General features: G+C 66.7%; 14 protein-coding genes and 1 pseudogene. 10 read left to right on the top strand and 5 right to left on the bottom strand.

The window, feature by feature from the left end:
- Positions 1-2: 2 nt before the first annotated feature.
- Positions 3-959: a LysR family transcriptional regulator gene (locus tag LT948_RS08970; RefSeq protein WP_073657493.1), complete on the bottom strand. Its 957-nt coding sequence runs from the start codon at positions 957-959 to the stop codon at positions 3-5.
- A gap of 64 nt (positions 960-1,023) precedes the next feature.
- On the opposite strand from LT948_RS08970, the gene LT948_RS08965 reads away from it, so the two are divergent.
- The 3 genes from LT948_RS08965 to LT948_RS08955 are packed head-to-tail and all read left to right on the top strand — an operon-like array spanning position 1,024 to position 3,591.
- Positions 1,024-2,274, top strand: coding sequence for a D-amino acid dehydrogenase (locus LT948_RS08965; RefSeq protein WP_218816312.1), 1,251 nt, complete (start codon positions 1,024-1,026; stop codon positions 2,272-2,274).
- A 24-nt stretch (positions 2,275-2,298) separates the two neighbouring features.
- On the top strand, positions 2,299-2,649 hold the full coding sequence (locus tag LT948_RS08960) for a RidA family protein (RefSeq protein ID WP_003095925.1): 351 nt from the start codon (positions 2,299-2,301) through the stop codon (positions 2,647-2,649).
- Positions 2,650-2,691: 42 nt separating this feature from the next.
- On the top strand, positions 2,692-3,591 hold the full coding sequence (locus LT948_RS08955; RefSeq protein ID WP_003095923.1) for a transporter substrate-binding domain-containing protein: 900 nt from the start codon (positions 2,692-2,694) through the stop codon (positions 3,589-3,591).
- Between the two features lie 4 nt (positions 3,592-3,595).
- On the opposite strand, the gene LT948_RS08950 is transcribed toward LT948_RS08955, so the two are convergent.
- The gene (locus LT948_RS08950) at positions 3,596-4,072 is read right to left on the bottom strand and encodes an NUDIX domain-containing protein (RefSeq protein WP_003095920.1); all 477 of its coding nucleotides are present in this window, start codon (positions 4,070-4,072) and stop codon (positions 3,596-3,598) included.
- A 181-nt stretch (positions 4,073-4,253) separates the two neighbouring features.
- Here LT948_RS08950 and pip point away from each other — a divergent pair, with 181 nt between their 5' ends.
- The 7 genes from pip to LT948_RS08915 all read left to right on the top strand — a co-directional run bounded on the left by pip (position 4,254) and on the right by LT948_RS08915 (position 13,064).
- On the top strand, positions 4,254-5,225 hold the full coding sequence (gene pip, locus LT948_RS08945; protein ID WP_003095918.1) for a prolyl aminopeptidase: 972 nt from the start codon (positions 4,254-4,256) through the stop codon (positions 5,223-5,225).
- Positions 5,222-5,659, top strand: coding sequence for a D-aminoacyl-tRNA deacylase (gene dtd, locus LT948_RS08940; protein ID WP_003095916.1), 438 nt, complete (start codon positions 5,222-5,224; stop codon positions 5,657-5,659). The genes pip and dtd overlap by 4 nt, the downstream gene beginning before the upstream one ends.
- A 456-nt stretch (positions 5,660-6,115) precedes the next feature.
- Positions 6,116-7,693 carry a glucan biosynthesis protein G gene (locus LT948_RS08935; protein ID WP_003095915.1) on the top strand — a complete coding sequence of 526 codons (1,578 nt, stop codon included), beginning with the start codon at positions 6,116-6,118 and terminating at the stop codon, positions 7,691-7,693.
- Positions 7,686-10,271 (top strand): glucans biosynthesis glucosyltransferase MdoH, encoded by a 2,586-nt coding sequence (gene mdoH, locus LT948_RS08930; RefSeq protein ID WP_003135824.1) that lies wholly within the window; start codon positions 7,686-7,688, stop codon positions 10,269-10,271. Before LT948_RS08935 ends, mdoH begins: the two co-directional genes overlap by 8 nt.
- Before the next feature lie 237 nt (positions 10,272-10,508).
- Positions 10,509-11,309 carry a transporter substrate-binding domain-containing protein gene (locus LT948_RS08925; RefSeq protein ID WP_003095910.1) on the top strand — a complete coding sequence of 267 codons (801 nt, stop codon included), beginning with the start codon at positions 10,509-10,511 and terminating at the stop codon, positions 11,307-11,309.
- A 65-nt stretch (positions 11,310-11,374) separates the two neighbouring features.
- Complete coding sequence (locus LT948_RS08920) at positions 11,375-12,337, top strand: amino acid ABC transporter permease (protein ID WP_003103450.1); 963 nt, start codon at positions 11,375-11,377, stop codon at positions 12,335-12,337.
- Positions 12,330-13,064 (top strand): amino acid ABC transporter ATP-binding protein, encoded by a 735-nt coding sequence (locus LT948_RS08915; protein WP_003095906.1) that lies wholly within the window; start codon positions 12,330-12,332, stop codon positions 13,062-13,064. Before LT948_RS08920 ends, LT948_RS08915 begins: the two co-directional genes overlap by 8 nt.
- Before the next feature lie 7 nt (positions 13,065-13,071).
- On the opposite strand, the gene LT948_RS08910 is transcribed toward LT948_RS08915, so the two are convergent.
- From LT948_RS08910 to LT948_RS33330, 3 genes and pseudogenes are all read right to left on the bottom strand, one after another.
- On the bottom strand, positions 13,072-13,533 hold the full coding sequence (locus tag LT948_RS08910; protein WP_003110871.1) for a UPF0158 family protein: 462 nt from the start codon (positions 13,531-13,533) through the stop codon (positions 13,072-13,074).
- Between the two features lie 109 nt (positions 13,534-13,642).
- Positions 13,643-14,506, bottom strand: coding sequence for a methyl-accepting chemotaxis protein (locus LT948_RS33335; protein ID WP_404936215.1), 864 nt, complete (start codon positions 14,504-14,506; stop codon positions 13,643-13,645).
- Positions 14,498-15,532: pseudogene (locus LT948_RS33330) on the bottom strand (methyl-accepting chemotaxis protein); the annotation flags it as partial. The gene LT948_RS33335 and the pseudogene LT948_RS33330, both read right to left, overlap by 9 nt.
- Between the last annotated feature and the right edge of the window lie 119 nt (positions 15,533-15,651).

The following is a 15,651-nucleotide window of genomic DNA, read 5'->3' as shown; positions in this document are numbered from 1 at the left end:
TGCTACATCTGCACGGCCCGCAAACGCTCCTCGGCCTGGCGGGCGAGCATCCGCAACAGCGGAGCGAGGGTGTGCGGCGGGGTTTCGTCGGCGCGGGTGATGGCGTAGAGGGTGACCGGGAAGGCCGGGCTCAATGGGCGGATCGCGGTGCTGTGCGGGTCGGCGCCGAGGGCGGTGAATGGATCGACCAGCGCCAGGCCGGCCCCAGCCTCCACCAGGGCGCGGGCGAGGGCGTAGGTCTGCACGGCGATCTTCACCTGCGGCGGTGGCACCACGGCGCTGAGGTAATCCTCCAGGCGGGCGAACAGCGGGTCGGCGGTGGACAGCCCGATCAGCGCTTCGCCGGCCAGCCCGGCCAGGCTCAGCGGCTGCCGGCGTTCCGCTTCGGGCCAGTGTTCGCGCGGCGCCAGGGCCACCAATACGCCGCTGGCGATGGCTTCGCCGCGCAGGCCGGGGTGTTCCGGCTGCTTCAGGCTCAGGGCCAGGTCCAGTTCGCGCATCAGCAGGCCCTGCACCAGCTCGCGCGAATGCAAGGTGGCCAGTTCGCAGCCGCTCTGCGGATAGCGCGCGCTCCATTCGCCGATCGCCCGCGGCAGCAGCGACAGCGCCAGGGCCGGGGTGGCGCCGATGCGCAGGCTGTGGCCCGGCTGGCGCCGCAGGTTCTGCGCCAGGCGCCGCACCGCCTGCAGGCTATCGCTGAGCTTGGCCACTTCGCGCTCCAGTTCCAGCGCTTCCGGAGTCGCCAGCAGCTTGCCGCGCACTCGCAAGAACAGCGGGAAGCCCAGTTGCTGCTCGGCGTGCTGCAGGACTTTGCTCACCGCCGGTTGGGACACATGCAGCAACTGTGCGGCGCCGCTGACCGAGCCAGCCTGGCGGATCGCCTGGAACACTTCGATATGGCGGAGCTTCATCGGCGCGAACCCATAACCTGGATTTATACCCTGGCCATCTTTATTCATTGTCCTACCGCTGTCATCCGCGCCTATCGTCGAAGCCCTGGAAAACACCTGGATAACGATTGTCATGGCTCAGCGGGTTTGCATCATCGGCGCCGGCGTGGTCGGCCTGGCCACGGCCTACGCCCTGGTTCGCGAAGGGTTCGACGTGACCCTGGTGGAAGCGCGCGAGCGGGGCGGGCTGGAAACCAGCTACGCCAATGGCGGGCAGTTGTCCTATCGCTACGTGGCGCCATTGGCCGACAGCGGCGTGCCGGCCCAGGCGCTCGGCTGGCTGCTGCGCAATGATGCGCCGTTGCGCCTGCGGCCGCGCCTTGATCCGGCGCAGTGGCGCTGGCTGCTGGGCTTCCTCGCGGCCTGCCGCGGCTCGCTGAACCGCCGCAATGCCGCGCACCTGCTGCGCCTGGCATTGCTCAGCCAGCGCACCCTGCAGGCCTGGCGCGAGGAGGATGGCCTCGATGGCTTCGACTGGCGGCGCAACGGCAAGCTGGTGGCGTTTCGCCAACCGGCCAGCTTTGCGCGGGCCCGCCAGGGTCTGGCCGATCCTTCGGCGCAATTCGTCCTGACCGCCGCCGAGTGCCTCGCGCTGGAGCCGGCCCTGTCCGCCGCGCCCTTCGTCGGCGGCATCCACACGCCGGACGAGGAGGTCGCCGACTGCCATGCCTTCTGCGTGCAACTTGCCGAGCGCCTGCAGGCTTCCGGACATTGCCGGCAACTGCATGGCCGCAGGGTGACGAAGATCGTCGAGGGCGGCGCGGCGGTGCGTGGCGTCGAGGTCGGCGGCGATCTCATCGAGGCCGATCATGTGGTGCTGGCCGCCGGCTACCGCAGCGCCGAATTGATACTGCCGGGCCTGCGCCTGCCGCTATACCCGCTCAAGGGCTATAGCCTGACCCTGCCGGTCGGCGCGCAGCACCGTGCGCCGGATACCAGCATCACCGATTACGACCGCAAGATCGTCTACGCGCGGATCGGCGAGCGGCTGCGGATCGCCGCGATGGTCGACATCGTCGGCTTCGACCCCGGCCTCGAGCCCGCGCGCCTGGCACTGCTGCGCCAGCAGGCGCGGGACACGTTCCCGCAGGGCGGCGATTTCGACGCCGCCGTCGAATGGGCCGGCATGCGCCCGGCCACGCCCACCGGGGTACCGCTGGTGGGCAACGGCGGCTACCGCAACCTCTGGCTCAACCTCGGCCACGGCGCGCTCGGCTTCACCCTGGCCTGCGGCAGCGCGCGCCTGCTGGCCGAGCAGATCGGCCGCCGCCCGCCGAGCATCGATACCACTGGCCTGCTGCCGCGCGGCGTGCTGGCTGGCTGATCCCCCCTCGACTGGAGCACTCCCATGGAACCGACCCGTATCGCCACCAACGACCGCCTGTCCGCCGCGGTCTGCTTCGACGCCCTGGTATTTCTTTCCGGCCAGGTGCCGGGCCAGGCCGAGGATATCCATGGCCAGACCCGCGAGGTGCTGGCGAAGATCGACGCGCTGCTGGCCGAGGCCGGGTCGCGCAAGGAGCGTATCCTCAGCGCGACCATCTACCTGAAGGACATCGCCCGCGATTTCGCCGCCCTGAACGAGGTCTGGACCCAGTGGTTGCCGACCGGCCAGGCGCCCAGCCGGACCACCGTCCAGGCGGAGCTGGCGCGTCCGTCGGTGCTGGTGGAGATCACCGTGGTGGCGGCCAGGGGCTGACTTACTTTCCATAGCCATAAGAAAAAAGAGGCAGAACCTCCGATGAAAACCCTTGTATCCAGCACCCTCGCACTCTCCCTGTCGCTCGCCATCGGCGCCGCGCAGGCTGAGGAACTCAGCGGCACCCTGAAGAAGGTTGCCGACAACGGCACGATAACCCTGGGTTATCGCGATGCCTCGGTGCCTTTCTCCTACCTTGGCGATAACAGCGGCCAGCCCATGGGCTATTCGGTGGAACTGGCCGGCAAGGTGGTGGAGCGGCTCAAAAGCACCCTCGGCAAGCCGGAACTCAAGGTGAAGTACAACCTGGTCACTTCGCAGACTCGCATCCCGCTGGTGCAGAACGGCACCGTCGACCTGGAGTGCGGCTCCACCGGGGTCACCGCCGAGCGGCAGAAACAGGTGGCGTTCTCCTACGGCTTCATCTACGTCAAGGGCCAGTTGCTGACCCGCAAGGACAGCGGCATCGCCCACTTCGACGACCTCAAGGGCAAGAACGTGGTGACCACCGCCGGCACCACCAACGAGCGCTACCTGAAGAACTACAACGCCGAACACAAGCTGGGGATGAACGTGGTCAGCGCCAAGGACCACGGCGAAGCCTTCCAGATGCTGCAATCGGGTCGCGCGGTGGCCTTCTACATGGACGATGCGCTGCTCTACGGCGAACGCGCCAAGGCGCGCCAGCCGCACGACTGGGTGGTGGTCGGCGAGCCGCAATCGCGGGAGATCTACAGCTGCATGGTGCGCAAGGACGACCCGCAGTTCCTTGCCCTGGTCAACGAGACCCTGGCCGGGCTGTATCGCTCGGGCGAGATACAGGGCATCTACCAGCGCTGGTTCCAGCAGCCGATCCCGCCCAAGGGGTTGAACCTGGAGTTCCCCATGACCGCGGAGCTGAAGGCGATCCTCGAGAACCCCACTAGCGATCCGGTGCAGTGAGCGTCTAGCGCTGCAGGCCGAGGTGGCGGATCGACGGCGTCGGCGCGTCCAGGCGCGACCAGACGTCGTCGGCCAGTTCGGCCGGATAGAAAGACGGCAGGCCAGGCAGTTCGTCGCGGGCGATCCAGCCGACCTCGCGGATATCGAACTCGTCGCCGCCCAGGCCCTTCAGGTTGGCCAGGGTCGGCTCGCCACGCCAGGCGTCGATGCGGTAGAACAGCTCCATGTGGAAGCGCCCGGCGGCGGGTTCGGCGAATTCGCGCACGTAGACCAGCGGGCCGACGTCCACCCGCAGGCCGGTCTCCTCGAAAAACTCGCGCCGGACGGTATCCTTCGTCGATTCGTCGCATTCCGACTCGAAGCCGCCGCCGGGCGGAATCCAGTAGATGTCGCCGCCGACCTCGTGGCGGACCAGCAGGATGCGTTGCTCCACCACCAGCAGGCCGGCGGCGCGGATACGGTGTCGCAAGGCCTCGGCCATGCTCGCTCTCCCGGCGCCAGGCGCCGTTGCTTGGATTGATGGTTTTCCGTCTACCGGGGCGGACATGAAAGCCGCTCGGTTTTTTTCCCGGCGCCGAAGTATCATGCGCGGCAGAGCAAAGGACGGGCCCCGCTGTCGACGTTTGCGCCGGGGGCCGAACACATCGCCTCGGGAGCGCATCATGCTAGTTCTGTATCCGGAAATTAAACCCTACGCTCGCCACGAGCTGGCCGTCGACGAACCGCATGTGCTGTATGCCGACGAAAGCGGTTCGCCGGACGGACTGCCGGTCGTCTTCGTCCACGGCGGCCCCGGCTCCGGTTGCGATGCCCTGTCGCGTCGCTTCTTCGATCCCAACCTCTACCGTATCGTCACCTTCGACCAGCGCGGTTGCGGCCGTTCCACGCCCCACGCCAGCCTGGAGAAGAACAGCACCTGGGAGCTGGTGGCGGACATGGAGCGCCTGCGCGAGCACCTGGGTATCGAGAAGTGGGTGCTGTTCGGCGGTTCCTGGGGCTCGACCCTGTCGCTGGCCTACGCGCAGACCCATCCCGAGCGGGTCCATGCGCTGATCCTGCGCGGCATCTTCCTCTGCCGTCCGCAGGACATCCACTGGTTCTACCAGGAAGGCGCCAGCCGCCTGTTCCCCGACTATTGGGAAGACTATGTCGCGCCGATCCCGCCGGAAGAGCGCGGCGACCTGCTGGCGGCCTTCCACAAGCGCCTGACCGGTAGCGACCAGATCGCCCAGATGCACGCTGCCAAGGCCTGGTCGACCTGGGAGGGCCGCACCGCCACGCTGCGCCCCAACCCCATGGTGGTGGACCGCTTCACCGAGCCGGGCAGGGCGCTGTCGATCTCGCGCATCGAGAACCACTTCTTCGTCAACCAGGGCTTCCTCAGGCCCAACCAGTTGCTCGAGGACATGCACCGCATCGCCCATCTGCCTGGCGTGATCGTGCATGGCCGCTACGACGCCATCTGTCCCCTGGACAATGCCTGGGCCCTGCACCAGGCCTGGCCGAACAGCGAACTGCAGATCATCCGCGACGCCGGGCATACCGCCAGCGAGCCGGGGATAGTCGATGCGCTGGTGCGCGCCACCAACGAGATCGGCCGGCGACTGCTCGACCTGCCGCCGGAGGCCGAATGAAGGCATTGCTGCAGCGCGTCGGCGCGGCGCGGGTGGAGGTTGGCGGCGAAATCGTCGGCTCCATCGATCGCGGCCTGCTGGTGCTGGTCGGGGTCGAGCCCGAGGATGGCGAGCGTTGCGCGGCGAAGATGCTGCACAAGCTGCTCAACTACAGGGTGTTCGGCGACGACGAGGGCAAGATGAACCGGTCCTTGCTGGACGTGCAGGGCGGCTTGCTGCTGGTCTCGCAATTCACCCTGGCGGCGAACACCCGCAGCGGTCTGCGTCCGAGCTTCTCCAGCGCGGCGCCGCCGGCGCAAGGGGAGACGGTGTTCGAGCACCTGGTGAAACTGGCGCGGGAGGCCTATCCGCAGGTGGCGACCGGGCGTTTCGGCGCCGACATGCAGGTGCACCTGGTCAACGACGGGCCGGTGACCTTCCTGCTGGAGAGTTGATCGGCGTCGAGGGGATTGTCCCCAAGGTGCTTCAGGGAGGGATGCCGGGGCCGGAACGGTGAATTTTTGTGACAGATACATGGCCTTTTGTCACAACCTCGGTGCATCATCCGCACGCCGATTTCATGCTGTACAGGACAGGCCGGCCGGGATCCCGATGCCGGGCGGGGCGTCCTGCAACCCAATGGACGGGAATCATTCCGCCCGGGCAGGGTCGGAACCTCTGGGGTCGCTAGCCGACGAGCGGCATGCCCCCTGGTTTTCCAGGCCCGGTGCACGTAACGCGAATGACTGGAAACAGGCATTCTTTTTGTCAGATCGCGCCAAATCTGGCTATCTATCGGGTTTGGCAGCGAATGTGGCGAAACCATGTTCGACCGGCACTCCGGTGCCGTCGGAGACCCCTGAACGGTCAGGGCGTCTTCAGTAATTCATGTTCACGGACGAGGGGGCCTCGTGATTTTCCGTTCCGTTTCAAACACCGATTTCCGCGCCCGCGTGCGCACCCTGCTGCTTGCCGGCTCGACCGCGCTGGCATTCGTCGCCGCCCCGGTATGGGCGTTCAGCATCGACGACGTGGCGAGCAAGGCCAAGGACCTGGCCGGCGACAAGTATTCCGCGCCGACCAGCAACCTGCCATCGGAATTCAGCGAAATGAAATTCGCCGATTACCAGCAGATCCGTTTCATCAACGAGCGCGCCTACTGGGGCAAGCTGAAGACGCCGTTCAAGCTGAGCTTCTATCACCAGGGTATGCACTTCGACACGCCGGTGAAGATCAACGAGGTGACCGCTACCACGGTCAAGCCGATCAAGTACGATCGCACCAAATTCGATTTCGGATCCCTGAAGTTCGACGAGAATGCCACCAAGGATCTCGGCTATGCCGGTTTCCGCGTGCTCTATCCGATCAACAAGGCCGACAAGCAGGACGAGATCGCCACCTTCCTTGGCGCGAGCTACTTCCGGGTGGTCGGCAAGGGCCAGGTCTACGGTCTGTCGGCGCGCGGCCTGGCGATCGATACCGCGCTGCCTTCGGGCGAAGAGTTCCCGCGCTTCCGCGAATTCTGGATCGAGCGGCCGAAGGCGCAGGACAAGCAACTGGTGATCTACGCCCTGCTCGACTCGCCGCGGGCCACCGGCGCCTACCGCTTCGTGCTGCGTCCGGGCAAGGATGCGGTGATGGATGTCCAGGCCCGCGTGTTCCTCCGCGACAAGGTCAGCAAACTGGGCCTGGCGCCGCTGACCAGCATGTACCTGTTCGGCTCCAACCAGCCGTCCGAGCAGCACAACTTCCGGCCCGAGCTGCATGACTCCAGCGGTCTGCAGATCCATGCCGGCAACGGCGAGTGGCTGTGGCGTCCGCTGAACAATCCGAAGCACCTGTCGGTGAGCACCTTCAGCGTCGAGAACCCGAAAGGCTTCGGCCTGCTCCAGCGCGGCCGCGAGTTCTCCCGCTACGAAGACCTGGACGACCGCTACGACCTGCGTCCGAGTGCCTGGATCGAGCCGAAGGGCGACTGGGGCAAGGGCACCGTGGAACTGGTGGAAATCCCGACCCCGGACGAAACCAACGACAATATCGTCGCGTTCTGGAACCCCGAGACCCAGCCTGAGGTCGGAAAGCCGCTGGACTTCGCCTACCGCCTGCACTGGACCATGGATGAAGACGAGCTGCACGACCCGAAATCCTCCTGGGTCAAGCAGACCATGCGCTCGGTCGGCGACGTGAAGCAGAAGAACCTGATCCGCCAGCAGGACGGCAGCACCGCCCTGGTCGTCGACTTCGAAGGGCCGGCCCTGAAGGACCTGGCGCCGGACGCGCCGGTGACCACCCAGGTCAGCACCGACAGCAACGCCGAGGTGGTGGAGAACAGCCTGCGTTACAACCCGGTCCTGAAAGGCTGGCGCCTGACGCTGCGGATCAAGGTCAAGGATCCGAAGAAGCCGGTGGAAATGCGCGCGGCGCTGGTCGACGAGGCGCAGAAGCCACTGAGCGAAACCTGGAGCTATCAGCTGCCTGCCGATGAATAACCCATCCACTACGAAAGCACCGCTGGCCGACTACCTCGCTCATCTTCCCCTGGCGGAAGAGGAGCGGGAGCGACTTGGCGAGTCCGCTTCCTTCTCCGAGCTGCACGCTCGCCTGGCGGGAGCGGAAGGCGCCGCTGCCGATGCCGGGGGCGATCCCGCCCTGGCCTCGGTACGCGCCCGCCTGCAGCTGGGCACCCCTGAGCTGGACGACGCCGAGATGTTCGGCGTCGACGCCCAGGGTCGCACCTTCCTCAAGATTTCCCCGCCGATCCGCCGTACCAAGGTGATTCCCGAGCCCTGGCGCACCAACATCCTGGTGCGCGGCTGGCGTCGGCTGACCGGACGCAGCAACCCGCCCAAGCCCAAGCGTGCCCTGCCGCGGGCCCGCTGGCAGCGGGTCGGCTCGCTGCGCCGGTTCATCCTGCTGTTGTTGATGCTGGCGCAGACCTCGGTCGCCACCTACTACATGAAAGGCATCCTGCCCTACCAGGGCTGGGCCTTCGTCGACCTGGAGGAACTGGCCCAGCAGAGCCTGCTGGATACCGTCCAGCAGGTGCTGCCCTATGTCATCCAGTTCGGCATCCTGGCGCTCTTCGCGATCCTCTTCTGCTGGGTCTCGGCCGGCTTCTGGACCGCGCTGATGGGCTTCTGGGAGCTGCTCACCGGGCGCGACCGCTACCGGATCTCCGGCAGCAGCGCCGGCAGCGAGCCGATCGCCGCCGACGCCCGCACGGCGATCGTCATGCCGATCTGCAACGAAGACGTGCCGCGGGTATTCGCCGGCCTGCGGGCGACCGTCGAGTCGATGGCCGCCACCGGCGAGATGGAACGCTTCGACTTCTTCGTCCTCAGCGACACCAACGACCCGGATATCGCCGTCGCCGAGCAACAGGCCTGGCTCGAGCTGTGCCGCGAGACCAAGGGCTTCGGCAAGATCTTCTACCGTCGCCGCCGGCGCCGGGTGAAGCGCAAGAGCGGCAACATCGACGACTTCTGCCGGCGCTGGGGCGGCGACTACCGCTACATGGTGGTGATGGACGCCGACAGCGTGATGAGCGGCGACTGCCTAGCCAAGCTGGTGCGCCTGATGGAGGCCAATCCTGAGGCGGGGATCATCCAGACCGCGCCGAAGGCGTCCGGCATGGACACCCTGTATGCGCGCATGCAGCAGTTCGCCACCCGCGTCTACGGCCCGCTGTTCACCGCCGGCCTGCACTTCTGGCAACTCGGCGAGTCGCACTACTGGGGCCACAACGCGATCATCCGCATGCAGCCCTTCATCGACCACTGCGCCCTGGCGCCGTTGCCGGGCAAGGGCTCGTTCGCCGGCGCGATCCTGTCCCACGACTTCGTCGAGGCTGCGCTGATGCGCCGTGCCGGCTGGGGCGTGTGGATCGCCTACGACCTCGACGGCAGCTACGAAGAACTGCCGCCGAACCTGCTCGACGAACTCAAGCGCGACCGCCGCTGGTGCCACGGCAACCTGATGAACTTCCGCCTGTTCCTGGTCAAGGGCATGCACCCGGTGCACCGCGCGGTGTTCCTCACCGGGGTCATGTCCTACCTGTCGGCGCCGCTGTGGTTCTTCTTCCTGGTGCTTTCCACCGCGCTGCTGGCGGTGCACCAACTGATGGAGCCGCAGTACTTCCTGGAACCGCGGCAGTTGTTCCCGATCTGGCCGCAGTGGCATCCGGAGAAGGCCATCGCGTTGTTCTCCACCACCCTGACCCTGTTGTTCCTGCCCAAGCTGCTCAGCGTAATGCTGATCTGGGCCAAGGGCGCCAAGGGTTTCGGCGGGGTGATCCGAGTGACCCTGAGCATGCTCCTGGAGATGTTCTTCTCGGTGCTGCTGGCGCCGGTGCGCATGCTCTTCCACACCCGCTTCGTGCTGGCCGCCTTCCTCGGCTGGTCGGTGCAGTGGAACTCGCCGCAGCGCGACGACGACGCCACGCCCTGGAGCGAGGCGATCCGCCGGCACGGCATGCAGACCCTATTGGGTATCGCCTGGACCCTGCTGGTGGCCTGGCTCAACCCGCGCTTCCTGTGGTGGCTGTCGCCGATCGTCGGTTCGCTGATCCTGTCTATCCCGGTATCGGTGATCTCCAGTCGGGTGAAGCTGGGCCTGCGCGCCCGCGATGAAAAGCTGTTCCTGATCCCGGAGGAGTACGACACGCCGCGCGAGCTGCGCGCCACCGACGAGTACACCTACGAGAACCGCTGGCATGCGCTCAAGGATGGCTTCCTCAAGGCCGCCGTCGATCCGTTGCTCAACGCCCTGGCCTGCGCCATGGGCACGGCTCGCCACAACCGTGCGCAAGCCATCGAGACGGTGCGCGGCGAGCGTATCGGCAAGGCCATCGAGAAGGGCCCGGAACAGCTCGACGGCGCCACGCGCCTGGCCCTGTTGAGTGACCCGGTAGCACTTTCGCGCCTGCATACGCGGGTCTGGGAAGAGGACCGCGACGACTGGCTCGGCCGCTGGCGCAAGGCCGAGGCGGACGACCCCCACGCCGCCAGCGTACCGCTGGCCCAGGTAGTGCCCGGCGACGCCGGCCTGCTGCCCGCCGCCCAGTCCTGATCCCATGCCCCCGGCGGAACGCCGCCGGGGGCATGGTCTGTTTCTTGCCTGTTTTCCCCGTGCGGCGCTGCTGTTACCCTGCGCCGGCAATCCAGAAAGTCTCGTATCGTTCGCCAGCTGAGGTACTATCGGCCGCCTTTTGCGCAGCCGGTCATGGCGTGCTGCCCGCCCGGGACGGCGACACGACGAGAGCATCCGTTCGACGACTGTGTTTCTAAGACTGCTGGGGATTGGGGAATGAAAAAGTATCTTGCTTCATTGGTTCTGGGCGTCTGCGCCCTGGTGGGCGTGGCTTCGGTCCAGGCGGCCGGCGCGGTGGAGGACGCGGTCAAGCGCGGCACCCTGCGGGTCGGCATGGACCCGACCTACATGCCGTTCGAGATGACCAACAAGCGCGGCCAGATCATCGGCTTCGAAGTCGACCTGCTCAAGGCCATGGCCAAGTCCATGGGCGTCAAGCTGGAGCTGGTCTCCACCAGCTACGACGGCATCATTCCGGCGCTGCTGACCGACAAGTTCGACATGATCGGCTCGGGCATGACCCTGACCCAGGAGCGCAACCTGCGCCTGAACTTCTCCGAGCCCTTCATCGTGGTCGGCCAGACCCTGCTGGTGCGCAAGGAGCTGGAAGGCAAGATCAAGTCCTACAAGGACCTGAACGATCCACAGTACAGCATCACCTCGAAGATCGGCACCACCGGTGAGATCGTTGCCCGCAAGCTGATCAGCAAGGCCAAGTACCACGGCTTCGACAACGAGCCGGAAGCGGTGATGGACGTGGTCAACGGCAAGGCCGACGCCTTCATCTACGACTCGCCCTACAACGTGGTGGCGGTGAGCAAGTTCGGCGCCGGCAAGCTGGTCTACCTCGACCAGCCGTTCACCTACGAGCCGCTGGCGTTCGGCCTGAAGAAAGGCGACTACGACAGCATCAATTTCATCAACAACTTCCTCCATCAGATCCGCGAAGACGGCACCTATCAGCGCATCCACGACAAGTGGTTCAAGAACACCGAGTGGCTGAAGGAAATGGAATGAACCGCTGACGGCCCCCGCGAAGGGGGCCGTCGTACCTGCGCATTCCATCGTTCGAGAGAGTTTCCGTGACCAAGAAGAAACGTTCCGTCTGGCCCTGGCACCTGCTGACCGGGCTGATCCTGCTGGTCCTGGCCTGGGCGCTGTGGTTCTCCACCTCGCTGATTTCCTATGAATGGCGCTGGAACCGCGTTCCGCAGTACTTCGCCTACCAGGCCGAGGAGCCGTTGCGGGCCAACGAGATCGGCCGGGTCGAGGCTATCGAGGAACAGGGCAGGGACGCGCGCGTCACGCTGCTTGGCGAGAGCGGCGAGAAGCAGGTCGTGACCGTCGCCCAGGACAGCCTGCAATTCTCCGAAGGCGACGACGTGGCCGAGGGCGACGCGGTCGGGGTGACCCGCCACTGGGCCGCCGGCCCACTGCTCTGGGGCCTGTGGACCACCCTCTGGCTATCGCTGGTGTCCGGTGCCATCGGCCTGGCGATCGGCCTGGTCGCCGGCCTCTGCCGGCTGTCGAAGAACCCGACCCTGCACGACCTGTCGACGATCTACGTCGAGCTGGTGCGCGGCACGCCGTTGCTGGTGCAGATCTTCATCTTCTACTTCTTCATCGGCACCGTGCTCAACCTGTCCCGCGAGTTTGCCGGGGTCGCGGCGCTGGCGCTGTTCACCGGCGCCTACGTGGCCGAGATCATCCGGGCCGGCGTGCAGTCCATCGCCCGCGGACAGAACGAGGCCGCCCGTTCCCTGGGCCTGAACGCCGGCCAGTCGATGCGCTACGTGATCCTGCCGCAGGCCTTCAAGCGCGTGCTGCCGCCGCTGGCCGGGCAGTTCATCAGCCTGGTCAAGGACACCTCGCTGGTTTCGGTGATCGCCATCACCGAACTGACCAAGAGCGGCCGCGAGGCGATCACCACCTCGTTCTCCACCTTCGAGATCTGGTTCTGCGTCGCCGCGTTGTACCTGCTGTTGAACCTGCCCCTTTCGCACATGGCATCCCGACTGGAGCGGAGGCTCGGACAAAGTGATTGAAGTACGCAACCTGCTGAAGGTCTTCGATACCCGCGGCCAGGTAGTGCGCGCGGTGGACGACGTGAGTACCCGCGTGGCCAGGGGCGAGGTACTGGTGGTGATCGGTCCGTCCGGTTCCGGCAAGTCGACCTTCCTGCGCTGCCTGAACGGCCTGGAGGAGTTCGACGAAGGCTCGGTGAGCATCGACGGCGTCGACCTGGCCGACCCGAGGACCGACATCAATGCCTACCGCCGCGAAGTCGGCATGGTGTTCCAGCATTTCAACCTGTTCCCGCACATGACCGTGCTCGAGAACCTCTGCCTGGCCCAGCGCGTGGTGCGCAAGCGCGGCAAGGCCGAGCGCGAGGCCAAGGCGCGGGCGCTGCTGGCCAAGGTCGGTATCGGGCAGAAGGCCGACGAATATCCCTCGCGCCTGTCCGGCGGCCAGCAGCAGCGCGTGGCGATCGCTCGCGCGTTGTGCATGGACCCCAAGGTGATGCTGTTCGACGAACCGACCTCGGCGCTCGATCCGGAGATGGTCGGCGAAGTCCTCGACGTCATGAAGACCCTGGCCGTGGAAGGCATGACCATGGTCTGCGTGACCCACGAGATGGGCTTTGCCCGCGAAGTGGCCGACCGCGTGCTGTTCTTCGACCACGGCAAGCTGCTGGAGGACGCGCCGCCGGCGCAGTTCTTCGACAATCCGCAGGACCCGCGGGCCCAGGCCTTCCTCCGCCAGGTCCTCTAGTACCGCGCTAGGCGAACGGCTTGCCCGGCGGCGGCAGGAGCGACGTCGGACCCTGCCGCGCGGCCGGCTGGATATCGTTGTCCTCCAGCCAGTCCAGCGCCCATTCGCGCAGGCGCTCGTTCTGGTAGCGGTACCAGTCCTGCAACAGTTCCGGGTACTCCATCAGAGAGTGCTTGAAGGCCTTGAACGGCTTGCGGCTCTGCAGCGCGTTGGCGAGCGTCGCATAGGCGTGCGGCTCTTCCACCTCGCGGAGGAAATCCTGCATCAGTCCCAGCGACTGGGTGGTGCTCAGCGGGTCGATCAGCAGCAGGCGTTCCGGCTCGTTTTCCAGCAATGCGTCCAGTTCGGGATCGGGCGCCTCGGCGGAGATCAGCAGCACCTTGCCGCTGTGCAGGTCGAGGTAGTGGTCGATTCCCGGGGTATCCAGGGCGAAGGCCAGTTCGTCGATATCGATGGTCATCGGGCGCATGGCGTCATCTCCCAAAAGGCGAAAGCCTGATCCTACGCAAAGGTGCCCCTCCTGTCCGCTTTCGATGGACGGGAGGGGCTGCCGATGCAAGGAGGATCCTCTCGGGATGTTACAGGCGGAAGCGTCCCACCTGCGCCTGCAACTGCGTGCCCAGGCGCGCCAGTTCGCCGCTGGAGGCGGCGGTCTGCTCGCTGGCGGCGGCCGACTGTTCGGCGACGTCGCGCACGCTGAGGACGCTGCGGTTGATCTCCTCGGCCACCGTGCTCTGTTGCTCCGCGGCAGTGGCGATCTGCAGGTTCATGTTCTGGATGTCGGAGACGGTGCGGGTGATGCTGTCCAGCGCGGCGCCGGCGCGGCGCGCCAGTTCCACCGTGCTGGCGGTCAGCGAGCGGCTGTTCTCCAGGCGTTCGGCGGCTTCGCCGGCGCCCTGCTGGAGACGCTGGATCAGGCCCTCGATCTCGGCGGTGGACTGCTGGGTGCGCTGGGCCAGGCCGCGGACCTCGTCGGCGACCACCGCGAAGCCGCGTCCGGCGTCGCCGGCGCGTGCCGCTTCGATGGCTGCGTTGAGCGCCAGCAGGTTGGTTTGCTCGGCCACCGACTTGATCACGTCGAGGACGCTGCCGATCTGCTCGCTGTCGTTCTTCAGGCGCGCCATGGCTTCGCTGGAAACGTCCATTTCGCTAGCCAGGCGCTCGATGCGGGTCACCGCCTGGTCGACCACCGCGTCGCCCTGGCGCGCCTCTTCATCGGCCTGGCGAGCGGCCTGGGAGGCCAGCTCGGCGTTGCGCGCGACGTCCTGCACGGTGGCGGCCATCTCGTGCATGGCGGTGGCGACCTGGTCGGTCTCCACTTTCTGGCTGTTGACCCCGGCGCGGGTCTGCTCGGTGACCGCCGAGAGTTCCTCGGCGGAGCTGGCCAACTGGCTGACGCCGTCGCCGATCCGCCCGACCAGCTCGCGCAGGCTGTCGCCCATGCGCTGCATGACTCGCTGCAACTGGCCCAGTTCGTCGCGGCGCTGGAGGGTCAGGGGATTCTGCGGACGCTTGCCGAGGTCGCCGGCGGCGATGGCCTCGGCCTGCGCGAGGGCTTCGTCCAGCGGCCGGACGATCTGCCGGTTGATCGCCCAGCCGGCGACGCAGCCGAAGGCCAGGGCCAGCGCGGCGATCAGCCAGAGGCTGGCGCGGTCGCGGCTGGCGGTGCTCTCGCGCAACTGGCGACCGGCTTCGGTGAGGGTCCGGCCGGCCCGGGCCATATCCTGGGTGCTGCTTTGCATCGCTTGCTGCGCCTGGCGCGTGCGGACGACGCCGGCACGGAACTGCTCGATGCCGCCACGATAGCCCTGGAGGCTGCGCATGGCCTGTTCCAGCGCCGCATCGGCCTCGCCGGGCAATTGGCCTCGCAGCGTCGTGCCGGCCTGGCGGAGGGCGTCGAACGCGGCGAACGCGGCCTGCTCGGCCTTGTCGCTGCGCTCGAAGACGTAGCCGCGCACCTGGTAACGCACCATGAGCAACTGTTGGTGCAGGTCGGCCACCGCACGGCTGCGTTGCAAGGCCTGCGGGTCGCCGGCCTGCTGCGCGAGGCTGGCGTCCATCAGTTCCTCGAGGCGGGCGAAGCTGTCCAGCGCCTGCTGTGCAGTGCCCACCAGCACACCACGGGCGGCGCTGCGTTGCTGATCGGCTGCGGCGAGGTCGTCGAAGGCCTTGCGGTAGGCTTCGATGGCTTCGGCCTGGTGGGCCAGGGCGGCCGGGTCAAGCTCGCTGTCGCTCAGCGCTTGCAGGCGCTGGAGCATCCCGGCCAGGGTCTGGCGGACCTGCTCGGCCTGGCGCGGGTCGCTGCCGGCTTCGAATGCCAGGCGGCCTTGTTCGGCTTGCTGGGCCTGTTCCATCAGGCTGGCGACTTCGGCGAGCTGCTCGCTGAGGGCAGTCTGGTGCGTGAGGGTGCGGTTGCTGCTGATCACCACCAGCAGAAGCAGCGCGAGGAGGACACCGAAACCGACCATCAGCTTGCGGCTGACGCTCAGCTTGGCCAGTTGGAGAACCCACCAATCGTACATCGTCATTACTCCAGGCAGTGCGACACCCTGGGTTGGCAGCCCCATGGCGTGGCGGAACAGGTAAT

Source organism: Pseudomonas sp. CP-1, from assembly GCF_021213715.1.
Classification (GTDB): Bacteria; Pseudomonadota; Gammaproteobacteria; order Pseudomonadales; family Pseudomonadaceae; genus Pseudomonas; species Pseudomonas aeruginosa.
The sequence above is the reverse complement of the archived record's forward strand: the minus strand, read 5'-3'. Positions and strand labels throughout refer to the sequence as shown.